This is a genomic window from Corynebacterium sp. KPL2850, from assembly GCF_040225855.1.
In the GTDB taxonomy this organism is placed as follows: Bacteria; Actinomycetota; Actinomycetes; order Mycobacteriales; family Mycobacteriaceae; genus Corynebacterium.
This window is the reverse complement of sequence record NZ_JBEHFV010000023.1, coordinates 1-23,586: the sequence shown is the minus strand read 5'-3', so window position 1 is coordinate 23,586 and position 23,586 is coordinate 1. Positions and strand designations below refer to the sequence as shown.

The 23,586-nt window shown below is 58.6% G+C and carries 24 protein-coding genes and 1 other RNA gene; 9 read left to right on the top strand and 16 right to left on the bottom strand.

The window, feature by feature from the left end; all coding sequences use genetic code 11:
* Positions 1-19 precede the first annotated feature (19 nt).
* Complete coding sequence (locus ABRP93_RS08530; protein ID WP_349887657.1) at positions 20-1,327, top strand: MFS transporter; 1,308 nt, start codon at positions 20-22, stop codon at positions 1,325-1,327.
* 4 nt (positions 1,328-1,331) lie between these two features.
* Here ABRP93_RS08530 and ABRP93_RS08525 read toward each other — a convergent pair whose 3' ends face one another.
* The 6 genes from ABRP93_RS08525 to ABRP93_RS08500 all read right to left on the bottom strand — a co-directional run bounded on the left by ABRP93_RS08525 (position 1,332) and on the right by ABRP93_RS08500 (position 7,847).
* Positions 1,332-2,108, bottom strand: a complete 777-nt coding sequence (locus ABRP93_RS08525; protein ID WP_349887656.1) for an AAA family ATPase — start codon at positions 2,106-2,108, stop codon at positions 1,332-1,334.
* 47 nt (positions 2,109-2,155) lie between these two features.
* Positions 2,156-2,353, bottom strand: coding sequence for a hypothetical protein (locus ABRP93_RS08520; protein ID WP_349887655.1), 198 nt, complete (start codon positions 2,351-2,353; stop codon positions 2,156-2,158).
* A 160-nt stretch (positions 2,354-2,513) separates the two neighbouring features.
* On the bottom strand, positions 2,514-2,981 hold the full coding sequence (locus tag ABRP93_RS08515) for a hypothetical protein (protein WP_034659092.1): 468 nt from the start codon (positions 2,979-2,981) through the stop codon (positions 2,514-2,516).
* On the bottom strand, positions 2,974-3,345 hold the full coding sequence (locus ABRP93_RS08510; RefSeq protein ID WP_023023192.1) for a Cgl2226 family protein: 372 nt from the start codon (positions 3,343-3,345) through the stop codon (positions 2,974-2,976). Before ABRP93_RS08510 ends, ABRP93_RS08515 begins: the two co-directional genes overlap by 8 nt.
* A gap of 97 nt (positions 3,346-3,442) precedes the next feature.
* The gene (locus ABRP93_RS08505) at positions 3,443-6,502 is read right to left on the bottom strand and encodes a bifunctional [glutamine synthetase] adenylyltransferase/[glutamine synthetase]-adenylyl-L-tyrosine phosphorylase (protein WP_349887654.1); all 3,060 of its coding nucleotides are present in this window, start codon (positions 6,500-6,502) and stop codon (positions 3,443-3,445) included.
* 7 nt (positions 6,503-6,509) lie between these two features.
* The gene (locus tag ABRP93_RS08500) at positions 6,510-7,847 is read right to left on the bottom strand and encodes a glutamine synthetase family protein (protein WP_349887652.1); all 1,338 of its coding nucleotides are present in this window, start codon (positions 7,845-7,847) and stop codon (positions 6,510-6,512) included.
* Positions 7,848-8,042: 195 nt separating this feature from the next.
* Here ABRP93_RS08500 and ABRP93_RS08495 point away from each other — a divergent pair, with 195 nt between their 5' ends.
* Together ABRP93_RS08495 and ABRP93_RS08490 are read left to right on the top strand one after the other, a co-directional pair.
* Positions 8,043-9,083, top strand: a complete 1,041-nt coding sequence (locus ABRP93_RS08495) for a DUF2786 domain-containing protein (protein ID WP_349864383.1) — start codon at positions 8,043-8,045, stop codon at positions 9,081-9,083.
* 174 nt (positions 9,084-9,257) lie between these two features.
* A complete protein-coding gene (locus ABRP93_RS08490; RefSeq protein WP_349887651.1) occupies positions 9,258-11,015 on the top strand; it encodes a CYTH and CHAD domain-containing protein in 1,758 nt (585 codons plus the stop codon).
* A gap of 70 nt (positions 11,016-11,085) precedes the next feature.
* Here ABRP93_RS08490 and ABRP93_RS08485 read toward each other — a convergent pair whose 3' ends face one another.
* On the bottom strand, positions 11,086-11,280 hold the full coding sequence (locus ABRP93_RS08485; protein WP_023023202.1) for a hypothetical protein: 195 nt from the start codon (positions 11,278-11,280) through the stop codon (positions 11,086-11,088).
* A gap of 252 nt (positions 11,281-11,532) precedes the next feature.
* Here ABRP93_RS08485 and ABRP93_RS08480 point away from each other — a divergent pair, with 252 nt between their 5' ends.
* On the top strand, positions 11,533-12,807 hold the full coding sequence (locus ABRP93_RS08480) for a galactokinase family protein (protein ID WP_349887650.1): 1,275 nt from the start codon (positions 11,533-11,535) through the stop codon (positions 12,805-12,807).
* Positions 12,808-12,810: 3 nt separating this feature from the next.
* Here ABRP93_RS08480 and rnpB read toward each other — a convergent pair.
* From rnpB to ABRP93_RS08460, 4 genes are all read right to left on the bottom strand, one after another.
* Positions 12,811-13,266, bottom strand: an RNA gene (gene rnpB / locus ABRP93_RS08475) — RNase P RNA component class A.
* Positions 13,267-13,281: 15 nt separating this feature from the next.
* The gene (locus ABRP93_RS08470) at positions 13,282-14,457 is read right to left on the bottom strand and encodes a bifunctional RNase H/acid phosphatase (RefSeq protein ID WP_349887649.1); all 1,176 of its coding nucleotides are present in this window, start codon (positions 14,455-14,457) and stop codon (positions 13,282-13,284) included.
* Positions 14,454-15,173 (bottom strand): zinc ribbon domain-containing protein, encoded by a 720-nt coding sequence (locus ABRP93_RS08465; RefSeq protein ID WP_284769458.1) that lies wholly within the window; start codon positions 15,171-15,173, stop codon positions 14,454-14,456. Before ABRP93_RS08465 ends, ABRP93_RS08470 begins: the two co-directional genes overlap by 4 nt.
* Positions 15,174-16,316 (bottom strand): Nif3-like dinuclear metal center hexameric protein, encoded by a 1,143-nt coding sequence (locus ABRP93_RS08460; protein ID WP_349887648.1) that lies wholly within the window; start codon positions 16,314-16,316, stop codon positions 15,174-15,176.
* 93 nt (positions 16,317-16,409) lie between these two features.
* On the opposite strand from ABRP93_RS08460, the gene ABRP93_RS08455 reads away from it, so the two are divergent.
* Together ABRP93_RS08455 and ABRP93_RS08450 are read left to right on the top strand one after the other, a co-directional pair.
* The gene (locus ABRP93_RS08455) at positions 16,410-16,901 is read left to right on the top strand and encodes a low molecular weight protein-tyrosine-phosphatase (protein ID WP_023023210.1); all 492 of its coding nucleotides are present in this window, start codon (positions 16,410-16,412) and stop codon (positions 16,899-16,901) included.
* A 10-nt stretch (positions 16,902-16,911) separates the two neighbouring features.
* On the top strand, positions 16,912-17,871 hold the full coding sequence (locus tag ABRP93_RS08450; protein ID WP_349887646.1) for an SURF1 family cytochrome oxidase biogenesis protein: 960 nt from the start codon (positions 16,912-16,914) through the stop codon (positions 17,869-17,871).
* On the opposite strand, the gene ABRP93_RS08445 is transcribed toward ABRP93_RS08450, so the two are convergent.
* Positions 17,868-18,860 (bottom strand): ABC transporter permease, encoded by a 993-nt coding sequence (locus ABRP93_RS08445; RefSeq protein ID WP_349887644.1) that lies wholly within the window; start codon positions 18,858-18,860, stop codon positions 17,868-17,870. The two genes, ABRP93_RS08450 and ABRP93_RS08445, sit on opposite strands and share 4 nt — an antisense overlap.
* Before the next feature lie 161 nt (positions 18,861-19,021).
* On the opposite strand from ABRP93_RS08445, the gene ABRP93_RS08440 reads away from it, so the two are divergent.
* Positions 19,022-19,540: a TetR/AcrR family transcriptional regulator gene (locus ABRP93_RS08440; protein WP_502879655.1), complete on the top strand. Its 519-nt coding sequence runs from the start codon at positions 19,022-19,024 to the stop codon at positions 19,538-19,540.
* A 263-nt stretch (positions 19,541-19,803) separates the two neighbouring features.
* Here ABRP93_RS08440 and ABRP93_RS08435 read toward each other — a convergent pair whose 3' ends face one another.
* Positions 19,804-19,977 (bottom strand): hypothetical protein, encoded by a 174-nt coding sequence (locus ABRP93_RS08435; protein ID WP_349864318.1) that lies wholly within the window; start codon positions 19,975-19,977, stop codon positions 19,804-19,806.
* 380 nt (positions 19,978-20,357) lie between these two features.
* On the opposite strand from ABRP93_RS08435, the gene ABRP93_RS08430 reads away from it, so the two are divergent.
* On the top strand, positions 20,358-20,894 hold the full coding sequence (locus ABRP93_RS08430) for a hypothetical protein (protein WP_349887642.1): 537 nt from the start codon (positions 20,358-20,360) through the stop codon (positions 20,892-20,894).
* On the opposite strand, the gene ABRP93_RS08425 is transcribed toward ABRP93_RS08430, so the two are convergent.
* Both ABRP93_RS08425 and ABRP93_RS08420 read right to left on the bottom strand, forming a co-directional pair.
* Positions 20,891-21,190: a hypothetical protein gene (locus tag ABRP93_RS08425; RefSeq protein WP_008490165.1), complete on the bottom strand. Its 300-nt coding sequence runs from the start codon at positions 21,188-21,190 to the stop codon at positions 20,891-20,893. The genes ABRP93_RS08430 and ABRP93_RS08425 overlap by 4 nt on opposite strands.
* Positions 21,191-21,272: 82 nt before the next feature.
* A complete protein-coding gene (locus tag ABRP93_RS08420) occupies positions 21,273-21,446 on the bottom strand; it encodes a hypothetical protein (protein ID WP_349864323.1) in 174 nt (57 codons plus the stop codon).
* A gap of 709 nt (positions 21,447-22,155) precedes the next feature.
* Here ABRP93_RS08420 and ABRP93_RS08415 point away from each other — a divergent pair.
* Positions 22,156-22,311: a hypothetical protein gene (locus tag ABRP93_RS08415; RefSeq protein WP_349868853.1), complete on the top strand. Its 156-nt coding sequence runs from the start codon at positions 22,156-22,158 to the stop codon at positions 22,309-22,311.
* A gap of 437 nt (positions 22,312-22,748) precedes the next feature.
* On the opposite strand, the gene ABRP93_RS08410 is transcribed toward ABRP93_RS08415, so the two are convergent.
* Positions 22,749-23,586, bottom strand: an 838-nt coding sequence (locus ABRP93_RS08410) for a transposase (RefSeq protein ID WP_349887640.1), incomplete at its 5' end; no start/stop codon positions are given.

Below are 23,586 nucleotides of genomic sequence, written 5' to 3'. Positions count from 1 at the left end.
AACGCGTAAGGTATCAGCCATGTCGCAGCCAAATCCGAGAGAAGTTATCACAACCCAGGCGTTAATGATTTGGGTGGCGGCCATGGCGGTCTATCTCGTAGCCATTACCGGGCGGTCTTCCTTCGGCGTAGCCGGCCTCGATGCCATCGAGCGCTTCGGCGTCGATGCCGGGCGCATCGCGGTATTTACCTCCGTGCAATTGGGTGTTTATGCCATCGCGCAGATCCCAACCGGCATGCTCATCGATAAATTTGGCCCCCGCATCCTGCTCGTGGTGGGTGCGGTCATTATGGGCGTGGGCCAGGTCATGCTAGGTTTTACCAGCAATTACGGGGTAGCCATCATCGCGCGCGTGCTCATCGGCGCCGGTGATGCCACGGGCTTCCTGTCGGTGATGCGCATCTTGCCCTACTGGTTCCCGCTGCATCGCACGCCAATGTTTACCCAGGTGACCTCCTCCATTGGCCAAATGGGGCAATTTATTTCCGCCGTCCCGTTCCTCTGGTTACTAGGAACGGCCGGATGGACCGCGGCGTTCGTGACCTTGGGCGCAGTGGGCATCCTCGTCGCGATTGCCGCCGCCGTCGCGGTCGCTGACTCCCCAGAAAAGCTCGGGGTTATTCCGCTGGAGAAGGAACCGCCCAATTCCCAAGGCAGCAGCATTGGTGCGCGCCTGAAGGCGGTCTTTACCTCGCCTATTGCTTGGCAGGCATACTTTATCCACTACAGCGGTATGTTGCCGCTGATTGTCTTTGTCATGCTGTGGGGCATGCCCATGATGACTCAAGGCATGGAGTTGTCCAAGGGCAAAGCCAGCCTCGTACTGACCCTCTTGGCCGTGTTTTTGGTTCTGGTCGGGCCCTTGCACGGCCGGATTTCTTCCCGCGCGCAGAATATCCGCCCGTGGGTCGCGCTCGGGTTCGTGAGCCTGCATGTGTTGACCTGGGTGCTATTCTTCGCCTTCGGCACCGGCGGGGGCCTCGCTGCCATCACCGTGGTCTCCTTTATCCTGGCGCTGTGCACGCCGACGTCGAATTATGGCTTCGACATCATCCGCGAGAACATGGACCGCTCTGTCGTCGCTACCGCAACCGGCTTGGGCAATATGGGCGGGTTTACCTCCGGCATGTTGGGCGCGCAGTTATTTGGCATGGTCTTGGACCACTCTGCCGATGCCCCCAATTACTCCATGCCCGATTTCACCTCCGCTTCACTTGCCGTCCTAGCCGTATGGCTGTGCGGCATGGCTGGTGTCGTCATCACCCACATCCTGCGCCGACGCGGCGGCTACGCGGGTCCATCAGTGAGGATCGTGGAAGTAACCTAGCGGTCTATTCGGGTCTTTCGGCCTCGTCCACCGTGGTGTCGGCTGCCCCTGCATCCTCCGCCTCCGCATCTTCTGCGTCTGGGTCCAAGATAAAGTTAATGGTCCCCTCAGGGTCTTCGAGGAACTCCCTAGTGGCGGCCACGGCTTCGGCCTCATCAAAGGAAATGCGCTGGAAGCCGGTGTCATTTAATTCCACGATATCGGCATTGGGGCAGCCCAGCAGGATGGGTGAATGCGTGGCGATAAATACCTGCGCGCCGCGGTCAACGACTTGGGCGATTTCCGCTATCAATGCCAATTGCCGGACGACGGATAAACCCGATTCTGGTTCATCCAGAATATAGACCCCAGCGCCATCAACTCGTTCATAGAGCACATCGAAGACGGACTCGCCGTGCGAGCGGGCCTGCACATCCACCTGGGTAGGCAGGGTGGAACGCCCGCCGGTTTCCTCAGGGGATTGCTCGCGCGATAGCAGGTATTCGTGGGTTTCCGCCCTCAGGAAATAGGCGCGCTGGATAAGCTCCGTGCACTCGCAGGCCACTGGGCTTACTGGCAAGATTGCTTCCGGATCTCCCATCCGGCCGCCCTTGGGAGAGCACCCAAGATCCGTTGCCATCGCGGCCAAGAGGCTGGATTTTCCTATGCCGTTATCGCCGACGAAAATCGTCACCGGGCGGGTAAAGGAAAATCTCCTTAAATCTGCCAGGTAATCGAAAGCAGGCAGGCTGCGGCGATAATCTCGCGGCAGGGACTTCAGGCGAATGGCATCAACCAACATGCCTGGCACTTTAGCAGCAGCGATTGTGCGCTGATGGCGTCTTCACGCTATCTCTTCGCTAGTGCTGCTGTTACCTCGAGTACGGACTTGAGGTGCAGGATTAAAGGATCCCCGGTTGCTGCTTGGGCAATGGTCTCTGCTGGCACCGCATTTACCGCAAAGGCTATCGCCAATCCCCCGCTAATAGGAAATACTATGGCTGCGGCCACCGCCAAGGTTGTAGATAACTTATTCTTGATTGTCATCGTCTCCTCCATTCCCTCGGTAACGCACACCTTTATTCGTTACCGTTTCGTTATGGGATAACTCTAGGGAGACGAGCTGTTAAGGCCATGCCGTCAGTCTGCCGGTTTCCTGAAACTTCGCGGGGACCATTCGCAGGCAATCCGGGGCCACGGCACTGGTCTAATTCGCCGGGGCGCTTTCAGCCACGATGCCATCGCTGGCTGGGATGACAATCCCCTTTTCAAAGGCACCGATGATGGCCTTTTCATCGTCTTCATCCAGCTCACCAGAGGCCACGGCGCTCTTTAACTCGCGCTCTAGATACTGCCGGACATCAGACTTTCCGGATTTATTCTGGGTAATATCGCGCGGCACCGATTCCAACGGAATACCCAACGCCTTCGCCAGCGACATCACGCGATTGGCCTCTGAAGACGCATCGCCTCCCACTGCACCATTAACCTGGGCGGGCGCTTCTTCCTGCACCACGCCCCCGGCTACGGCATCGCCCACGGTCATCGTCCCTTTAGGCGGGTGATGGCGGTTGGTTGCCCACGTGCCAACGACGACGGCGATTATGGCCGCCACGGCGATACAGCCCCAGAGGTAGATAAGCTTTCTGCGGTGGGCCCCCGGTGATTTAGCCATGGTAATCCGAACTTCCCCCGAAGAATCCGTATCCATTACCGCGCGAGGAATTGCCAGTGCCGCGTTCATTCAAGATATCGATAAGCGAGCGGATCGTGGCCTCCCCAATGCGGTCGCCGCGCCCGCGGGAGCGGGAGTCCGCACTGCCCTCGCGTTCGAAGTCGTCTGCGCGCTGCGGCGCACCGACGTTCTGCCCGGCGCGGGACGCGCCCGTCTGCGGGGCCGAGACCGCGATGGTCAAGGTGGTGCCATCTAATTCTAGGACGTCATCATCACGGACCCCAGCCGCGCGAGCGGCAGAAAGCAACGCGGCCAATTCTCCAACCGTAGCGGAGTCCACATCGAGCTGCAGCTGAAATGACATAACCAAAGATCCTTTCTCTAACTTGTTCCTACTTTAGAGTCCGATACTTTAAAAGTTAAGGGAATTAGCGCTGCATAGACCAAGTTATGCGGCAACTTTAAGAATGCTCGAAGGATTCCTCCTCTCCCCAAAAGACTTCATCGACCACCTTGCGCGCGTGCCGGGTCAATTTCAGGTACGTATCTAAGAAATCCTGGTTATTCTCCGGCGTCCAGCCGGCCGCACCGGCCACCTGTGCCAGTTGTGGTCCGGGCCCAGGCAATTGATCCACGCGCTTGCCGCGCACCAGCACCAACGCATTGCGGGCATCCGTTGCCATCAACCACGCATCTCGCAGGTCACCGGTTTGATCGGCGCTTAATATGCCGCTTTCTTCCAGCGCATCCAATACCGGCAAGGTCCCTGGCTGCCGCAGCTTGGGATGTTCGTGCCCGTGCATCATAATCAGCAGCTGCACCGTCCACTCAATATCGGTCAGCGCCCCGCGCCCTAGCTTCGTGTGGGTGGTGCGATCGGCTCCCCGCGGCAGGCGCTCATTATCCACGCGGGCCTTCATGCGCCGGATGGCGCGAATGGTGGACTGGCTCGCGCCGCTATCCGGGTAGCGGTATTCATCGATCATCTCCATAAAGCGCTGGCCCACTTCCTCGTCCCCAGCGATGAAGGCCGCGCGCAGCAGCGCCTGCATTTCCCAAGCCTCGCCCCACTCGCGATAATAGCGCTTGTAGGAGGCAATGCTGCGCACCACCGCGCCAGAACGTCCCTCTGGGCGCAGGCCCAAGTCAACGTCCAAGGGCGGATCCCCAGAGGGCTTGGCAAGGCGGCGGCGCAGCTTATCGACGACCCCAATGGCCCACCGAATGGCCTCGCCTTCATCGTCTGCCGCGGCAGGTTCTGCCACGAACAGGACATCTGCATCGGAGCCGAACCCAAGCTCACGGCCACCGAGCCGGCCCATCCCAATAACCGCAATGCGCGCCGGCGGTTCCGCATCCTCGTGGTCCATCCGCCAGGCCCGCACCTCAGCGCGCAGGGCGGCTTCCAAGACCGCGTTCCAGATGGTCGACAGTTCTTGGCACACCTGCTCAACGGGGATAATCCCTAGAAGATCACCGCTGGCGATGCGCGCCAGCTCCACCCTGCGCAGCGAGCGCGCGACCGCCACCGCCTTATCCGGGTGCGCATGGCGCTTGCTGGAATTAACCAGCGCCTTGGACACCTGCTCCGGCTTAGTTTCGAGCAACTTGGGGCCGGTCGCGCCATCGGAAAGCTGCTTTACCGAATCCGGGGCGCTGATAATAAGGTCCGCGGTAAATGGCGAGGTCCCTAGGATATGCATCAGGCGCTGGCCGACGATCCCCTCATCCCGCAAAATCCGCAGGAACCATGACTTATCGCGGGCCGCCTCAGATAGCTTGCGGTAATTGAGCAACCCCATATCCGGATCCGCGGTGTCTGCCAGCCATTCCATCAAGGTGGGCAGCAAGATGGCTTGAATGCGTGCCTTGCGGGACGTACCGGAGGCTAGCGAGGTCAGGTGCTCAAAGGCGCGCACCGGCGAGCTATAACCCAATGCCGCAAGCTGCAGCTTTGCCGCCTCCGGCGAAAGCTTTAGCTCATCGGCGGACATGGTCACCACGGAGTTAAGCAACGGGCGATAAAACAGGCGCGAGTGCAACTCAGAAATGCGCATCCTAATGCGCCGCAAATGCGCTAACATGCCCTGCACCGCAGACTTTGTGCCCTGCGGCGAGAATCCCGAAATCACCGCGAGCCAGTTCATGCCCGCTTCATCATCATTTGCCGGCAGCGTGTGTGTGCGGCGGAAGCGCTCCAATTGCAGGCGGTGTTCTAAAAGGCGCAAAAATTCATAAGCCTCAATGAGCTGCGTGCCATCTTCGCGGCCCACGTAGCCTGCGGAGATAAGTGCGTCGAGGGCATCCACTGTCGAAAGCGCGCGCAGAGATTCATCGGAGCGCCCGTGCACCAATTGCAGCAATTGCACCGCAAATTCGATATCGCGCAGCCCGCCCACGCCCAGCTTGAGCTCGCGATGTTTGAGCTCATCCGGCACATTATCGAGCACTCGCCGACGCATGGCTTGGACGTCTTCCACGAAGGAATCGCGCTGCGAGGCCGTCCACACCATCGGCCGGATTTGCTCCAGGTAATCCTCCCCCAACGGCAGGTAGCCGGTCATCGCCCGCGCCTTGAGCAAGGCTTGAAATTCCCAGGTCTCTGCCCACCGGCGGTAGTAGGTCACGTGCGAATCCAACGTACGCACTAGCGCCCCAGACTTACCCTCCGGCCGCAGGTTCGCATCGACATCAAAAAATGTCGTCGACCCAATCCGGTTAAACTCCGCGGCGAGCCGGGTGGCCTTGGGCGTTGCCTCGCTGCCGACGAAGATAACGTCCACATCGGAAATGTAATTGAGCTCGCCGGCACCGCACTTACCCATCGCCATGACCGCAAGCTGCGCATCGAGCGGATCATCGCCGTAAATCTTGCGCACCGCAACGGCAAGGGATGCGGTAAGGGCGGCATCGGCAAGCGCAGTCGTCAGCGTGGTGACCTGTCGGAAACTTACCTCTGGCTGCGGGCGGGATTGCCCCTTGCGGGAGTGGAAGGTACCCGCCACATCGTGCGCGGCAAGCCGCATCATCAGCGTGCGGTACTGGGTACGCATCTCCTTTTTGTGCTCGCCTTCGCTCGCGCGGTACGTACCCGGTGCGCTGAGATCCTCCCTCGCTGGATCAGGAGCATCGAGCTCTGCGGCAAACGTTGCCGGCTGCGCCCCCACCGTTTCAAGCAGGCTGGTGAGCATCTCTTCTGGCTCCGGCAGGGGCTTTTTCAGCTCTTCCCACAACTCTGGATGGGCAGCGAGGTGATCCCCAAACGCCGTCGACGCACCCAAGAGCGCGAGAAGGCGCACCCTCACTTGCTCATTGCTGCGGATTTCCGCATCGAGCTCCGGGGCCTGCTCGTAAATGCGCACGAGGTTATTAAGCGCCAAATCTGGATCACCGACCGCAGCCAGCGTCCATAGAAGGTCAACGGACTCCGGGTTATTCCATCCCAGTTGTTCTAAGTCTTGTGCGGCATGGGACCGGCTAAGGCCCAGCGACGCCGGCGACGGCACCGTGGCAGGACGCATTATTCTCCTAGAAATTCAGGTTGTTGCGCAGCTCGACTGTAGTAATTTGGCGCTGGTAATCGCGCCATTCTTCCCACTTGGCGCGCAAGAAGAACTCGAAGACGTGCTCGCCCAAGACCTCCGCCATAAATTCGGACTTTTCGAACTCGCGCAGTGCCTGGTCCATGCTGGAGGGGAGATCCTTATACCCCATGGCGCGGCGTTCCCGGTGGGTGAGCTGGTGGACATCGTCTTCCGCGGGATCGTCTAATTCGTAGCCTTCTCGGATGCCGCGCAGCCCGGCTGCGAGGATGACCGCATAGCCCAAGTATGGGTTCATGGAAGCATCGATGGAACGGATTTCCACCCGGCGCGATTCCTCCTTGGTCAGGCGGTACGTCGGCACACGCACTAGGGCGGAACGGTTCTGCACTCCCCACGTGGCCGAACCCGGCGCCTCATTGCCAAACATCAGCCTCTTATAGGAGTTGGGCCACTGGTTGATAATGGGGCTCATCTCCGTAGAGTGCTCCAAAATTCCGGCGATGAACTGCTTGGCGGTGTGTGAGAGCGAAAATTCATCGTCCGGATCGTGGAAGGCATTGGACTGGCCTTCAAAAAGGCTAAAGTGTGTGTGCATTCCGGAGCCCGGGAGATCCTCAAAGGGCTTGGGCATGAACGTAGCCCGCACATTTGAATCCGTAGCTACCTGCTTGATAACCCGCCGGAAGGTCATAATATTATCCGCCATGGTCAGCACATCGGCGTGGCGGAGATCGATTTCCTGCTGGCCCGGCGCGGTTTCGTGGTGGCTAAATTCGGTGGCGATGCCGAGCGATTCCAACGCCAACATGGCGCGGCGGCGAAAGAGCGGCGCGGTATCGTGCGTCGCCTGATCGAAGTACCCGCCATTATCGGTGGGGACAAGATCTGTTAGCTTCCGGCTGTGTTCCAGCAGGTAGAACTCAATTTCAGGCGAGGCCATGCAGGTAAATCCATCGTTGGCCGCCTCGGTGACTTGGCGCCGTAGGATATGGCGCGGATCCACCACGGAAGGCTGGCCATCCGGCTGCGCAATATCGCAGAACATGCGCGCCGTTTGCAGGTCCGGCTCATTGTCATCAAACGGCAGGATTTGAAAGGTGGAGGGATCCGGCAGCGCAATGGTGTCCGATTCAGAGATGCGGGAAAATCCCTCTACCGACGAGCCATCAAAGCCAATCCCCTCCTCAAAGGCGGATTCGAGTTCGGAGGGGCTCATCACTACGGATTTGAGGGCGCCCATGATATCCGTAAACCACAAGCGGATAAAGCGGATATCGCGTTCCTCAACGGTGCGTAAGACGAATTCGTGTTGGCTATTCATGCCCTAAACCTTACCGGCTCACCGCTAAGCAGTGTGCAGTTCATTAGTCAATTTCCACATGGTCAGATTCGCAGGTCGCCAGAGTATTCAAGGGGTAGCTAGCGGGGGTTATAGGAGCAGGTACGGCTGCGCGCACGTGCTTTGCTAGTGGGGCAAGCGAACACCTGTACAAGCTATCTAAAGGAAGAAATTACAATGACCTCCCACGTTGATGAACTTTCTGCCAGCGTTATCGATGCCGTAGTGACCGCCGCCCAATACGGGTGGTCCCCGGACGATTTATGCCACGTCCTGGGCTCTTATTCCTATCCCCTCATCTACCGCGCTAGCCCGCACGTACCTGCCCGCATCACCTCACCCGCGCTGCGCAAAGCGTGGTTGCAATTAGAAGCCCCACAAGAAAATTTCATTCCCCGCGATAAAATGCGCGCCATCATGAAAGAACTGGTGCATCTTCCGCGTTTGCGCGATACCGAACTTCTAGCAGGCGGCGAGCTGAGCCAGACCGACGGCCCTAGCGACAAGCAGGATAAAATACGCCACAAGGTCTTGGGTCTATTGCGGAAGGCAGAATCCACCTCTTTTGCAGAAGAGGCAGAGATACTCATTTCCAAGGCGCAGTCGCTGCAGCAGAAATACCGCATCGAGGATCTCTTAACTGTGGACCAGCCCCGCCTCATTTCCCACCGCGTGCACGTTCACCCGCCATATATCAAGCACCAGGTCACATTGTTAGGCACCATCGCCAATGCCAATGGATGCACCACCCTCCTCATCCACGAAAAGGGCCTTGCCTGCATCATCGGCGCGCCCGAAGACGCCGCCCACTGCTCCGATCTGTTCTCCTCGCTAAACCGCCAATGCGATTGGTACATGCGCAATAGCGAGGGTGCCGAGTTTGCACGCGCGACACAGACCACCGCGGCCTATCGCCGTAGCTTCCGGCTTTCCTATGCCGCCCGGATCGGGGAACTGCTGGAGCTAGCCAATGAAGACGGCATCGAAGAAAAACTCGATGAGTCTCCCTATTGCAGCCATCACGCTGAGCTCATCGCCACCCAGACGCTACCTGCGCTCCAAGCGCGCACCGATCATGCCGAGGAAACCCGAGACCGCCTATTTCCCAACCTAACCACATCCTCGCTATCCATGAATAGTCTGCATGGCATCACTGATGGCATCACGGCTGCGGATAAGTCTCACTTGGGTGGGCCTGCCACTGGCATCGATTCTTAATACCGGCAGCCCTTGCTCCGTGGCCTCCCCTGTCTGCTTTCAGCCTCATGGTGTCGGCGGCACATTTGTACCCGTGCGCACAGCAAACGCTGCGAAATTTTTCAGGCGGTCGCTGCGCGTCACGGGTAGGATCACAGGTGAAATTAATTGTTGTAAAAGCTTAAGGGTATGTGAATGTCAACACAGACTTTTCTGGAAGTAGAAGCGAAATTCGCCGTAGCAGAATCGACTCAACTGCCTGAACTCACTCGACTCGAATCCGTTGACCATGTTGCAGAAACGCGCCACCACGCTCTATCCGCCATTTATTACGACACGGAAGATTTGCGCCTAACTCACGCCAAAATCACCTTGCGCCGCCGCACCGGCGGCAATGACGATGGCTGGCACATCAAAATCCCCAGCGAGGGTGGCCGGACCGAGATCCATGCCGAATTAGGAGACCCAGTAGACGGCAAATACGAGGTACCCCAAGAGTTGGTACAGCAGGTGCGCTCCATCGTTCGCCACAACGAGTTAAGCCCCATTGCGCAGGTGGATAATAACCGCACCGAGGTGCTGCTTGCGGACGAGCACAATAATCCGGTCGCGGAATTCTGCGATGACCATGTCACCGCCTTTTCTTTCTTGCCCGGCGGGCAGCAGCAATCCTGGCGCGAATGGGAAGTGGAGCTGGCCGGTGAGCTTCCAGGCACTGAAGAAGGAAGCCAGTTCATCCGCCGCGCGACCTCGCTTCTCATCGGCGCCGGGGCTCGCGTTTCTTCGTCCCCGTCTAAGTTGAAGTCAGCTTTGGGAGATTCCTACAACAATGCTCCCCTACCGCCCGCGCTCGTAACCCCGGATGTTGATGAGGATTCTCCGGCAGCAGCGGTGATTACAGCGCTGCAGGCCAACCGCGACAAACTGATTGATTACGATCCGCGCGTTCGCCGCGATGAGTGGGACTCGGTGCACCAAATGCGCGTGGCTACCCGCGAGCTGCGCAGCCACCTACAAACTTTTCATGGCATCGTCGTCGGCCCGCAGATTGAAAAAATCGAAGCCGACCTCAAAGAGCTGGCCGGTATTTTGGGCGTAGCCCGCGATGCAGAGGTCGTAGAAGAGCGCTGGCAAGAGCTCCTGGAGTCCGAGGATTCCGATACCTTGGATGCCGCCACCCGCGAACACATCTCCCGCGATATGGGTACCGCCTACCGGCGGGCGCACCGCAGGGTTATCGCCGCGCTAAATTCTGAGGAATACCTCGAATTGCTCGAGTCCCTCGACCGCCTTTTGGCGGATCCCCCTACGGCCGGCTCTCAATCCGCAGAAGATGCCGACGGTGATGACGTTTCCACTGCCGTGGACGCGACTGCGCAAGCGTCCGAGGATGCAACCGATAATTCAGCCGAAGAATCTGCGGAAGCGCATACCGCAGAGGAAGAATCGGCCGCTGAAAAGAAGACGGAAGAACCGTCTAGCGCTGGCGAAGCGGAGGCCGAGGACGTCGATGCCGTAATGGCACGCCATCTAGAAAAGGCCTATAAGAAGCTGGTCAAGCGGCATAAGAAGGCCGTGGAGAACTGGGATAACGCGGAGCTTTCGCTGCACGAGCGCGAGGATTATTTCCACGATATGCGCAAGGCTGCCAAGAAACTGCGTTACGCAGCAGAGGCGGCCGGTTCAGCAACGAAGCTAAAGACCAAGCGCCTGTACAAGGCCTGCAAAAAGATGCAATCGGTCTTGGGGGATTTCCAAGACTCGGTCACCTCGCGGGATAAATTGCTAGAACTGGCCCACAATGCGCACCGCCGCGGAGAAGATACCTTCGGTTACGGCCTGCTATACCAGCGCGAACGCTCCATCGGCCTCGCCGCCTTGGATGATTACAACGAATCTTTCAAGGACATCAAGGCCGCGTTTAAGCCGCTGCGCAAGAAGCTGAAGAAGTAGTGCTGCAGCGGCACCAGATGTGCCGCGTTAGGCCGCTTTAGTCACTGTCAGGTGATGGTTGGGAAATTAACTAGTCCCAGCCATCATCTTCTTTATCTGCGGCATCGGCTGCCTTGGTGCGGGCGCGCGCGATTTCTATGGCGTGCTCGGCCTCTTCGCGGGTGTCATAGGGGCCCATGCGGTTTTCCCAGCCGGATACTTTGCCCTTGCTGACTTCCTTGGTGGAGGGGTCGTAATACCATTTCTCATCTGCTGTAGTCGCCACGGTAGTCCCTTTCGTCTATATACTCTGGGCAGCACGTGTGCGCCGCCTGTTTGTGGTTGGTGCCCACACTACCCATGCACGAAAACACGTGCCCGCTAGAATATGAGGGCAGTATTTCTTTTGATGCCTCTCCCTGCTCTCTTAAGCAGAGCAAGGGAGCCGCTTTATCGGCTACTTTGTCCATGGCGCTAGCCCGCGCCACGTAGCCACGTGATTTTTATCCGCCGAATTGGAAAAGGAGCTTGTGCCTTCATGCCACTGTGGTCGACGCCTAAGTCCCCTATTACTGAGCGCGTTGCACAACGACACGCCACTATCGTGGGAACGGAGCCCACCCATGTCGCCAGCGCGCCCGCGACCTGGCCACTTATTGGTGAGCATATCGATCATTACGGAGGCATCGTCGCCGCAAGCTTGTCGGATCTCCGCGCAGCAGCGGCCGTCAGTTCGCGCACGGATGGCATCGTTTCCGTCCACTACGTGCCGGCTTGTGGGGAGCCTGCGCACGATTCTATTGGCCTCCAGGAGGTGGCTGCGCTCGCCGCGGCGCAACAACCCACGACGGACTCAGAAGGCCAACCGGTCATTCCTCCTGCACCAGAGGGTGGGCTGGCTGCGCGCATCGGCGGCATCGTGCACACCATGGTGAACCGCCAGTTGCTCTCCCGGGAAACGGCTGGGGCGGATATCACTATTGTGAGCGATATCCCTGCCGATATCGGCTTAGGCGCTGCATCGGCGGCGGATGTTGCCGTTGCGCTTGCCTTAATGGGTCCAGCCGAAAACCTCGACGCACCTTTGCGCGTGCGCGTTGCGGATGTCTGCACCCAAGCGGTGACCACCTTTGCTCATAAGCCCGCCCTTCGCGCGCGCCACACGGCCGCGCTGCGCAGCAGTGGTGACGGCGTGTGCATCATCGACTATGCCGATGGCTCGGTCACCCACGCGCCCCATGTGGTGGGCCAGGATGTGGTGGCCTTTGCCGTGGCGGTGCCCGAGGACAATTCGCAAGAGCAAGCGCAGGCAATTAGTGACATCCGCCAGCGCCAGCAGTTTATTGATGATGCCTGCCATTCCTTCGGCACGGAGTCGCTGCGCTTATTGCCCGATGCGCAGCAGCGCGTAGTGGAGTGGCTCAAGGCGGTACACAAGGTCTACGGCGAAGAGGGCCGGCCCAGCATCAATGCGGCCACCGAGTGGATGGCATTTTATGAGGAAGAGACCACCCGTGTGGAGCACTTTGTGCGCTACCTGCGCTCGCACCGCCGCAACGAGCTTTTCCCCATTGTCTTGCAATCGCAGGCTTCGCTGACCAATATTTATGGCTTCGATTCCGCAGAAAAGTTGGCGGAGCTGGTCACGGTCCGCGGCGCGGTGGCCGCGCGCTCGGCGCACGCGGGACTTTCTAGCGCCGTTATTGCTTATGTCCCCAGCAACCGCGCGGAAAATTTCGCGGCGGATCTGGCAGAGGATGGTTTCCTGCTGGTGAAACTGGCCGCTGGCGAGCCAGCCAGGGTAGAAGATTAAGGGCGAATGAGCCGGCCTATAAGCCGGATTCTGTCTAACCGCGGCGCCCCAACATGTGGGGATGCCGCGCGGCGAACATCCATCTAGACCAACCGTTGCCAGTTGGTTCCAGCAGCTACCTTCAGGCTCGGGCGAGCAGCCTTAAAACGCCTGATCGGGCCCTGCAACGTGGCAGGGCCGTGATGCCTTGCTCCCGGTGGGGTTTACCCAGCCACCGCCATCACTGACGGTGCTGGTGCGCTCTTAACGCACCGTTTCACCCTTACCTTGTGGGCCCCTACTTGGGTCGAAACGCAAGTGAAGGCACAAGGCGGTCTACTTTCTGTTGCACTTGCCCGCGGGTCACCCCGGGTTGCCGTTAGCAACCACCGTGCTCTGTGGAGTCCGGACTTTCCTCGGCGCCCACGTAGCAGCACCAACGCTGCCCGTTTGCGGCGACGCGATCGCCCGGCCGGCTCATTCGCGCTCCTTAGTCTAGCGCAGCCCCTCCAGGTGTCCCACATCGTTGAATCCATGCACCATAGAGCCACCGTCCCAGAACTCGACTTCCGATAGCGCCGCCAGATCCAAAAACAGGTATTGGAAGGTGGCCGGGCCCGCGTTCAGGGCCTGGCAAAGGAAGGATTTTATGGGGTTGACGTGGCTGACAATCAGCACCGTTTTGCCGCTATAGCGCCGCTGCAGTTCCTTGCGGGCTGCGCGCACGCGACGGTTGACGCCCTGCAGCGATTCCCCACCGGGGCACGGTGTGGCGGCATCGTGCAGCCATTGCTCGTGTATCTCTGGGTCGCGCTGGTGTGCTTCGGCCGCGGTCTTTCCTTCCCACTCGCCAAAGTCGACTTCGCTCAGGCCTTCTTCGGTCACCACGTCGATATCGCGGCCATGCGCGACGGCGGCCGCAGTTTCTTGGCAGCGCTTCAGCGGCGAGCAAACGATGGCGTCGATGGTGGTACCGGCAAGGGCCTGCGCGGCGGCGAGCGCCTGCTTTTTGCCCAGTTCAGTAAGCTCCGGATTTGCGCGCCCTGAGTATTGCTTGGCGGCAGACATTTCGGTTTGCCCATGACGCAGCAGGATAAAGCGGGTCTTATCGCCGCGCTCGCCCAGCCAGTCAGAAGGGTGCGGCGCGGAGGTATCCCACTCCTGGTTGTCCTCGGCAGGCGTTCCGTCACCCGGCGCGGCATCGGACGAAGACTCGGCGGCAGACTCATCGGTTTCGCTCTTGACGATGCCCACCTTATGCCCCGCCGCAGCCGCGTCCATCGCATCATTGGATAGCGCATCCGCCACCTTGTTTTTTGCGCGCGGGACCCACTCCAGGCTGAAGGAAGAAAACCCGTCGATATGCGTGCGGGCCTCAAGGGCCAGCTTTTGCATATCCGGGTGCTTGATTTTCCAGCGCCCGTTGATCTGTTCCACGACGAGCTTGGAGTCCATATAGAACTCCACCTCGCTGGCACCTAGCTCGGAGGCGGCCTCGAGACCGCGCAATAAGCCGTGGTATTCGGCCACATTATTGGTGGCCTTGGTACCGACCACATAGACGATTTCGCGCAGGGCGGTCGTGCCATCCGCGGCATAAACGACGGTGCCTGAACCGGCTACTCCGGGATTGCCGCGCGAGCCGCCATCGGCGTAGATAATGACCTTCATGATGCCAGGCGCACCAGGTAGGAACCGCAGTCGCTGCACTGTGGCAGCTCATCGGCAGGCGCATTGCGCACGGCGTTTTTATCGGCGGGCGGCAAGACGATGAAGCAGCCGCCGCAGGCCCGGTTGGCCTTAAATTGTGCGGCGCCAACGCCGTTTTCTTGCCGCTGCGCGTCGTATTCCTCCAAGACATCGGAGGGTAGCTGTTCGCGCAAATCCGCGATGCGCACGGCGGGATCGGGCTGGTTATCCGCAGCCTCTTGGGCGGCGTCTGCGGCGCGGCGCAGCATTTCCAGCTTTCGCTCGGAATCCGAGACGCGCGCACCGTGCACGTCTAAGTTGGAACGCAGTGCGTGGATCTCGTTGTGGGCTTCTTGCAGCTCACTCATCAGATCCGCGATGCGGGACTTGGTGGCGTAGAGATCGTGCTCGATGTCCTTGCGCTTTTCGGTATCCAATTCGGCGCCGAGCTGGCCCTTGTCATCGCGTTCGCGCCTACGCAGCTTGCGCTCATCGGCCTGGATGCGCAAGATTTCATTTTCCATGTCATCGACTGCCATCTGCGCGGAACCGGAGGCATCGAGCAAGCGCTTGTGTTCCTGCTGCGCCTTGTCGTACTCAACCTTTTCTGGCAGTTCCTTATCCCCACCGATGCCTTGCGAGCGTTCCAGGTTGGCCAATTCCAGCAGTACCGGTTGTAGTTCTTGCGATAGTTTCACTTATGACTCCTTTGGGTGCGCGGAGATAGTCCACGGATCAGTTCGCAGGCTAATAATTTCCGTATCTAGTTCTAATGCTGCTTCTACGATATCGCTTGCTTGCGCCGTCCAGGGAAACTCGCTGGCCCAGTGGGCCGTATCGATGACGGCTGGTCCCCCGGCGCGCAGATGCTCGTCCACCGGGTGGTGGCGCAAATCGGAGGTGACATACACATCGACGCCCAGCTTCGCCGCAGCCCCCAGGAAGGAATCCCCAGCGCCGGACGATACCGCCACTGTGCGCACCTTTTGCTCTGGGTCGCCCGCGGCCCGGATGCCCCACGCGGTTTCGGGCAGGGCGTTGGCCACCTGTTGCGTAAACTCCCGCAGGGTCATCTCGCGCGGCAGCTCGCCTACGCGCCCCAGACCCAGTGCGGTATCAAAATCGCCGCTTCCGGCCGTTTCCACAATGTCATAGGCAGGCACCTCATACGGGTGCGCCTCGTGCAGCGTCGCAATCAACGTGGACCGCAACGAGGCGGGAGCCACGAATTCCACCCGTACCTCGTCGCCGCGGTGCAGCTTGCCGATGCTCCCTTCTACCGGATCCGCGCCCTCCTCCGGCTGGAATTGGCCTGCACCCGCGATATCGAAGCAGCAGTGGGAGTAGGCGCCGATGTGGCCCGCGCCGACACTGAAAAGCGCCTGCTTTACCTGCTCCACGCTGCCAGTAGGGATATGCACGCCCCACTTATCAATGGCGTTTGGGGCCTCTGGCACAATCGGCCGACCTGGGGTAATGCCAACGAGCTCCGCGAGCTTATCGTTGACCCCGGGCCGGGCCTTATCGGCGTTGGTGTGGGCGGCAAAAAGCGCCACGCCATTTTTAATCAGGGTATGAACAACCTTGCCCTTAGGCGTATCGGCCGCCACGGATTCCACGCCGCGCAGTAGCAGCGGGTGGTGGACTACCAACATATCCGCGCCAAGCTCAACCGCGCGGTCCGCTACCTCTTGGGTGCAATCTAAAGCAAAGGCGACGGTACGCACCTCGTCTGCGGGGTCGCCGCAAATAAGGCCTACGGCATCCCACTTTTCGGCCAAATGGGGCGGGTAAGCCTTGTCCAAAACCCGGCGCACATCGCCCACTCGCACAGCAGACATGGGGATACTCCTTTATGCTCGATTCTTGTAAATTACGCTAGTGCTATATCCTGTCTCCCGCACTACAGTACTATCTGCGCAAAGGGTTTTCGCATGACTGAATCTTCTTCTCACTCGGGTCTCTACCTCGTCTTTGTGTGCACCGGCAATATTTGCCGGTCGCCCATGGCTGAAATCATCGTGCGCGATGAAATGGAAGATGACATGCTCGATCTCCTAGCCACGGTGGATTCCTGCGGGCTCGGTGGTTGGCACGTGGGGCAAGGCGCCGATGAGCGGGCCGTGGCGGAGCTGCGCCGCGCCGGACACGATGGGGCATCCCACCGCGCATCCAAATTGGGCGAGGAACACATGGACGCTGACCTATTCATCGCGATGGATTCCGGACACTATGATTCGCTCATCGATCTAGGTATCGATCCTGCCAAGGTCCGTCTGATGCGCAGCTTCGATCCCAATTCCCCGGAAGGCGCAGAGGTCGCCGACCCCTACTACGGCACCGAAGAAGACTTCGAAACCGCGCGCAAGAATATCGAAGCCGCGGTCCCCGGCCTGCTGGATTGGATTCGCGAGAACCGCGACTAGACTTGGGGGCATGCTAAAGACGTTCCTCAAGCCTGGCTGGGTGCTCATGCTGCTTTTCGTGGTGGCATTTTCTTACTTGGCCTTTAGTGTCCTTGCCCCATGGCAATTGGGAAAGGACGATGACATTGTGGAGCGCAATGACAACATCACCCACGCCTATGAGGCCGATCCGCAGCCGATTGACCAGGTCGTGGACGCTGACGGCGCCATTTCCGGCGATGAATGGTCCCGCACCACGCTGAAAGGTCACTACCTGCCCGAGGATGAGGTGCTGCTTCGCCTGCGCCCCGCCGGCTCCGGCCCGTCCTATCAGTCCTTGGTTCCTTTCCGCACCGATGCGGGCCTGACCATGCTGATTAACCGCGGTTGGGTCAGCGCCGAGGAGGGCAATGCGGTGCCGGATATTCCGCCCGCCCCCTCCGAAGAGATAACCATTACCGGCATGGTGCGCTCGAATGAGGCCGAGCACCAGACCGCCCCCATCACGCAGGAGGGCTACCAGCAGGTCTACTCCATCCACACCGAGCAAGTGGGCTCGCTTATCGGTGCCGACTTAGGCCAAGACTACATCCAGCTCTCCGAGGACCAGCCGGGCGTGCTCAACGCAATGCCCATTCCGCAACTCGACCGCGGCAACCACCTTTCTTATGGCTACCAGTGGATCGCCTTTGGTATCATGGCCCCGCTGGGGTTGGGCTATTTTATCTGGTCCGAAATCCGCGAGCGCCGCCGCCTGCGCGAAGAAGAAGCCGCCATGCAGACCCTCGACGCGGACGCGGAATCGCTTGCCGATGCCCCCGCCTCCAACGGAGAGCCTGGCACCGCTGCCGATACCACTGCCATTGCCGCTGCCGATGCCAACACCGATCCGGCACCTCTCGCCACCGAGCTGCGCAACCGCTCCCGCTACGGCGATTCCAAGCCGGACCACTACGCCAAGCTGAAAAAGCGCCGCCGCGAGCGCTACTAGCTTTCCGCGCTCACCTGGCTCGCACTCGATTCTGTAGCGCTGGCAGACCGGTCCCACATGAGTAATGCGAAGCCTACGGCGATCCAGGCCGCGAATACCCACCACGCGTGTCCTGCGCCTTGGCCATCAAAATAAGACAAGGAACGCACGAGGTACCCCGTTGCACCAATGGGCATCCACTGCCCCAAGGTAGCCCAGCCATCAGGAAGCAACCAAGGTCCGGTGGCCAAGCCCGAAAGTGGATTACCTAGGAAAATGGTGAGCACCGCACCAATTCCTACACCTGCAGTACCGATCACCGCAGCTAAACCTGCCGTCAGCAATGAGGTGGAAAGAATACCCAGGGCGATGGCCAACCATTCCATACCGAATTTGCCAATTAACGTGCCGTACACGGTGTGCAGCATCCACGTGGCAACGAGCGATCCCCCTGCTGCTATGCCAACGAGTACTACAAACTTGACCCACTTTCGGCGGCGGAAAACAAAGGTGGCGATGACTGCGGAAACGATGCCGCCAAAGGCCAAAGGCAGCCCTAGCAGCCCAATGCCATTAGCTTGCGGGTCTTCTTCCGATGTCGGTGCAAGGTCTTCGGTAGCAACCTCCATGCCTTGCGCCTCGAATGACTTACCCAATTGGTTCACCATCTCTGTGTAGGCAGCACCGTTGCCAGAAGCGGTATAGGTTTGTGCTCCCGATGGGGTGATAACCAGACCGCCTACGACGTCTCGGTTTTCAATCGCATCGCGCACATCGGCATCGGATTCATAAACCCTTAAATCGGGTCCGCCCTCGCCTGCTTTATCGGTCATGTGCTTGACCATCTGCTCGGGCCCAGCCACAGCAATGGGCACGCCTTGCGGTCCGGAAGAAAAGTTGGGAGCAAGGAACGCAAATAGCATTAGCCCGATAATGACTGGTACCCCAATCACGGCGGCAACGATTTTTACGGTCGTGTTTTGCCGCCTGCGAGTCGCAGTAGAACTCATGACAATCCCCTTATCTGGAACACTGTATTTCAGTTACTTAAATAGAACATAGTGTTCCATTTGTTAAGATGTCAACCATGAGACAAGATGCAGCCAATAATCGTGCGGCAATAGTCACCGCAACCAGGCAACTACTCACCAGTGAGGGGCCTGGAATTTCCATGCGGACCATTGCAAAGGCTGCTTCAGTGGGCGTAGCCACGGCCACTCGACACTTCCCCGAGCGCATCGAGCTCCTCGACGCGGTAAGCGCGCAGGCAACGGCCGATATCGCCACAATCATCGATGCCCACAGTGCGGAATTTGCCAGCGATGCACGCACCGCGTGGCGCACCACCGTCCATTCCATAGGATCTTTGCAGCTAGCAACCCTCGCCCAAGCAATTTATGAAGATGCCATGCGCGATCCGGAGACGAGGAAACAAAAGGACCGCATCATTGAAAGGCGCGCCGAGGAATTAATCAGCACCTACGACAAGCTGCTGGACGCCGCCAAAAAGGCACACCTGTGTCCAGAAAACCTTAATGCGCTGGATTTTCACATAGGACTCGGGATAGTCACCCGCCCCATCCCGATAGAGCCCAAGACCTCGTTTACTCCAGACGCGCTTACCCCACGCCTCATAGACCTCATGCTTGATGGCCTAGTAGCACAAGCCGAAGCGAACGTTACCCCTTAAAGCCCATTTATCGAGGCTGCACACCGGAAACAACACATTTTCCGTTTAACCCGCGGGTTAGGCGGGGGGTTATTTCATTTCTCCGGACACGATTCCGGCGCGCTGCTTGTCCCACTCGCAGTCACGGGCGTCTACGTGGTACGCTCCATATTGAAGAATATAGCTAGAAAAGACCCTAACACTTCGGTGTTGGGGTCTTTTCGTTTGTCAGGGGTTTTTGCGGGAAAAATTAAAAACTTTTTCTCAAAAATCGAGCGCCGGCATTAGCGCCGGCGCTTTTTCTTTGCCCTCCGGGCGGCACGATTCAAGCCAGCAGGGGCAGCAGAACGACGCGCATTTTTATCCATAAGCTCGGCAAACTCACGCACCGCAAGCACTAACTCCTGGTGCTCATCACTGACGTAAAACTCGCGCCCCGCCCGGAGATCACGAGTCATCTCTCTAACGACACGAGCCGCGTCAGCTACCTCCTCTCTGGGGGTACGCAGCTTCAGCGTGGCTTGCTCATGCGCCTGCGCCAGCTCCTCTTGGTGCTGTCGCCTACGGCGCGCTGTGTGGCTTTCTAAGCGATTGAAGACGCGGTGCGGGGGGCTTGGGTTGGGCAAGGCGCTTAAATCGCTCAGGCGCTCACACCTTGCCCCGCTTTCTGCCACCTGTCGCCGCAGCCGAAACCCCCACTCCGCAACCGCTGACCCGACAACAACGCCGCAAGCTCGAGCGCGAACAGAAAAAAGGGGCGCTAATTCTCCAGATTCGTTAGTCGGATTTCTATTTCAAAGTGTTGCAGACTTCTTTATCCACCCACATAATCACTTTTATGAGAATTAAAACCAGGTCAACTTGTACTGTCGTTGCAACTGTTCTTTCTGCCCTCGCCCTCTCTTGCCCGCTAGCATCTGCTACTTCGACTGAGATATCAGAAGGCGCATCACCTCGGGCTGAGGTGAAGCCTGGAGATAGCTTTACTTTTACGCTTGATGAGGAAACATCGAATGATGGAATATCAACTCGCTCTTTGAATGCAGGTGTATGCACTGGAACATTTGCGAATCCCCAGGTAGAAGCCGGAGGAATTCTCTCTTATGGATTGCATGTCCGGTGTACTGGAACTGGGTTTCTTCCTTTAAAAGCAAAGATCAGGCTTCAAGAAGAACATCTCGGATTTGCTTATGAGACAGTAGATGAAACCTCTAAGAATCTTCCTGAGGGTGGCTACGGATTTGTTCGTGGAGAAGCGATCTGTGACCCAACTACTTCAGGGCATGATTATCGAATTGATGGAGAGATTTTTGCAGGAAGGCATCATGACATTGGTATCTCCAAAGAAGTCCATCTTCCATGCAATGTGCACTAATTACTCTGCATAAGCCAGGCTTTTAGTTCCTCCTCTGCACGCTCACAACCACCTGGGTAGTTTTCGTTCAGCTCTTCAGCCACGGAGTCAAAGATTTTCTTAGCGATAGCCTCAGCATGGTCAGGTTGAAGCTGCCCTCTTAAATCATTTAAGGGGGCAGAGAGAGTGACATAAGGACTGGGGCGTAAAGAATAAGACCGCATGTCAGCGGCATATATTCGAGGAGTTGTCCCCAAAAACTGAGATTCAAGGACGACGTTTCCGAACACTAATGACGATAGGTTTTTCTCTTCCATAGTCGGCAGTTTACGGAAAATAAGGTGTGTTAACTGCCGACTTATTCAACTATGGAAACTCGGCAGAGAATTAGGCAATCGCTTAATGTCGCCGCTTTTTCTTTGCCCTCCGGGCGGCACGATTCAAGCCAGCAGGGGCAGCAGAACGACGCGCATTTTTATCCATAAGCTCGGCAAACTCACGCACCGCAAGCACTAACTCCTGGTGCTCATCACTGACGTAAAACTCGCGCCCCGCCCGGAGATCACGAGTCATCTCTCTAACGACACGAGCCGCGTCAGCTACCTCCTCTCTGGGGGTACGCAGCTTCAGCGTGGCTTGCTCATGCGCCTGCGCCAGCTCCTCTTGGTGCTGTCGCCTACGACGCTCACGCGACGCAGCAGCACGGCATGCACCCGAGCAAAACCGGGCCTGCCGCCCACGCGGATCCGACCGGTGCGGGATCGGTTTCCCGCACCTTTCGCAGACTTCTTTTTGGGTCGCCATGCCCCCACTTTATCGCACGTGCGATAAAACCTGCCAGTCACTAAAATGCCTGGTCACCCGATGTCACTAAGAGTGCATATAGTGTGTGTCTCCCAAGCCGCTTCGCGGCGTGGACTCGGGCCGGATTTACCGGCCCGAAAGACCGGCGGCACCCCGCCGAAAGACTGACGGCCCTGGCGGGTAGGTCAGCAACATATTTGGACACATTCCGCCCGACCGCGCCTGTCAGGCCTGCGGGGCGGTTTAGTCACTCCACGCGGCGCGCTGTGTGCCCGTCTAAGCGATTAAAGACACGGCAGCGGTACCCATGTGGAGGGCCAGAGCTTCTGCGCGATTGAGCACGCGAGGACTGTACCGGGGCAACCGAGCCGTCCGGCTCGGGCGGCAGCCCAGACCGAGCATCTGGAGCCGGACAACGCACCGGTTGCGGTATTCCTTTTCCGCACGCCCGAAATACGGGACGTGCAAGGAGGAATCCATGAAAAGAACCCCACGCCCCCACACTAGTCTTAAGCGACTTTCTGAGCTGCTCTCGCTCGCGCTAGGCGCTGCCGTCGGCGCGATCCTTGCCAACCCCATGGACACGATCCACGGTTGGGCCGAGCTTCTCGATCTGCTCGTCTTCTGGCGCTAGCGGCAAGACACTATTGGCACTCTTAGTGTTAATCGGGCCTGGGCCAGATTCACCGCTTCTTGCTCACCCAGTTGGTTGCTGGATCAGCGCCCCTCTGGCTCCCTCTCAAAGCTCCTTAGCGCCTCCAGGAGTGGCCGCGCCTGCGGCGGGCTTCTATCGAATTCGCTTTCGCTCATTCGGCTTATTTTTCGACTGGACGGCGTGACCAGAAGGCCACCTGCGCGCCCCTCCGGGCGGGAGCGCTTGGGAAGGGCGCCCCCGCCCTACCCTTATTTCTAAGGGCTGGGTCGGGGGGTGTTCCTATGTAGTTTGTCAATCTCGCGGGTGGGGTGGACGGGGGCGGATCCTCAACTCGGGATTTTTTAGGTGTGTTGTTTTTGCGCGCGACTTGTAGCCGACTGGGATTTTTCCCAGTCGGCTTGTTTCGTCGTTAGGGGTTAGGCTGCTGCGGCTTCCTTTGCTGGGGCGGGATCGCGGTAATACTCGTGGTTGCGCATCATGGCGTAGAGGACGTTGATTCGTCTGCGGGCGAGTGCTACGACCGCAGCGTTGTGACGCTTGCCTTCATTTCGCTTTCGCTCATAGAATTGCCGTGAACGCTCGTGGAATCTGATGGATGCAAAAGATGATTGCCATAGGGCGTTCTTTAATTTTTTGTTGCCGGCTCTATTCAGCGAATTCGACATTATTGAAGTGCCTGACTGGTTTGTCCGGGGCGACAGCCCAGCATATGAGGCCAAATGTCCAGGTGTTGGAAAGTCAGACATATCCCCGACAGTCATGAGGATTTGTGCTGCTGTTTTCGGGCCGATTCCTGGCATGGATAGCAGGATTTGTGTGTGGGGAATGTCGTCGATGAGGTCGATGACTTCCTTGTCGATGTCCTTGCGGTGATCAAGCTTGGCAAGTGCGTCTTTTGCTGACATTGCCACGCCCATTTCTGCATAGTGTGCACCGGCAATGGATACTGTTTGCTCAGCAATGGCAGCGAATATCGCATCGATAACTGGCTCGGGATTACGCGCTTTATGGCGGCGAGCGAAAGCTACAGCTTTTGTCTTACCGAGGCGTTTGATTTTCGTTGGCCCGCCGTAGCGGGCAAGCAGATGAAGGACCCATTTACGGTGGATTATCTGGCCGCGAATGGCCTGCTCGAATTGCGGATAGCAGCCGACAAGTGCACTTCGAATCTGGTTGAGGGCCCGAACCCCGGAAAGTGGACACGGGGATTTAATCAAGATGCGATAGTAAGTGTAGCTGATCCGGCGGCTTCGA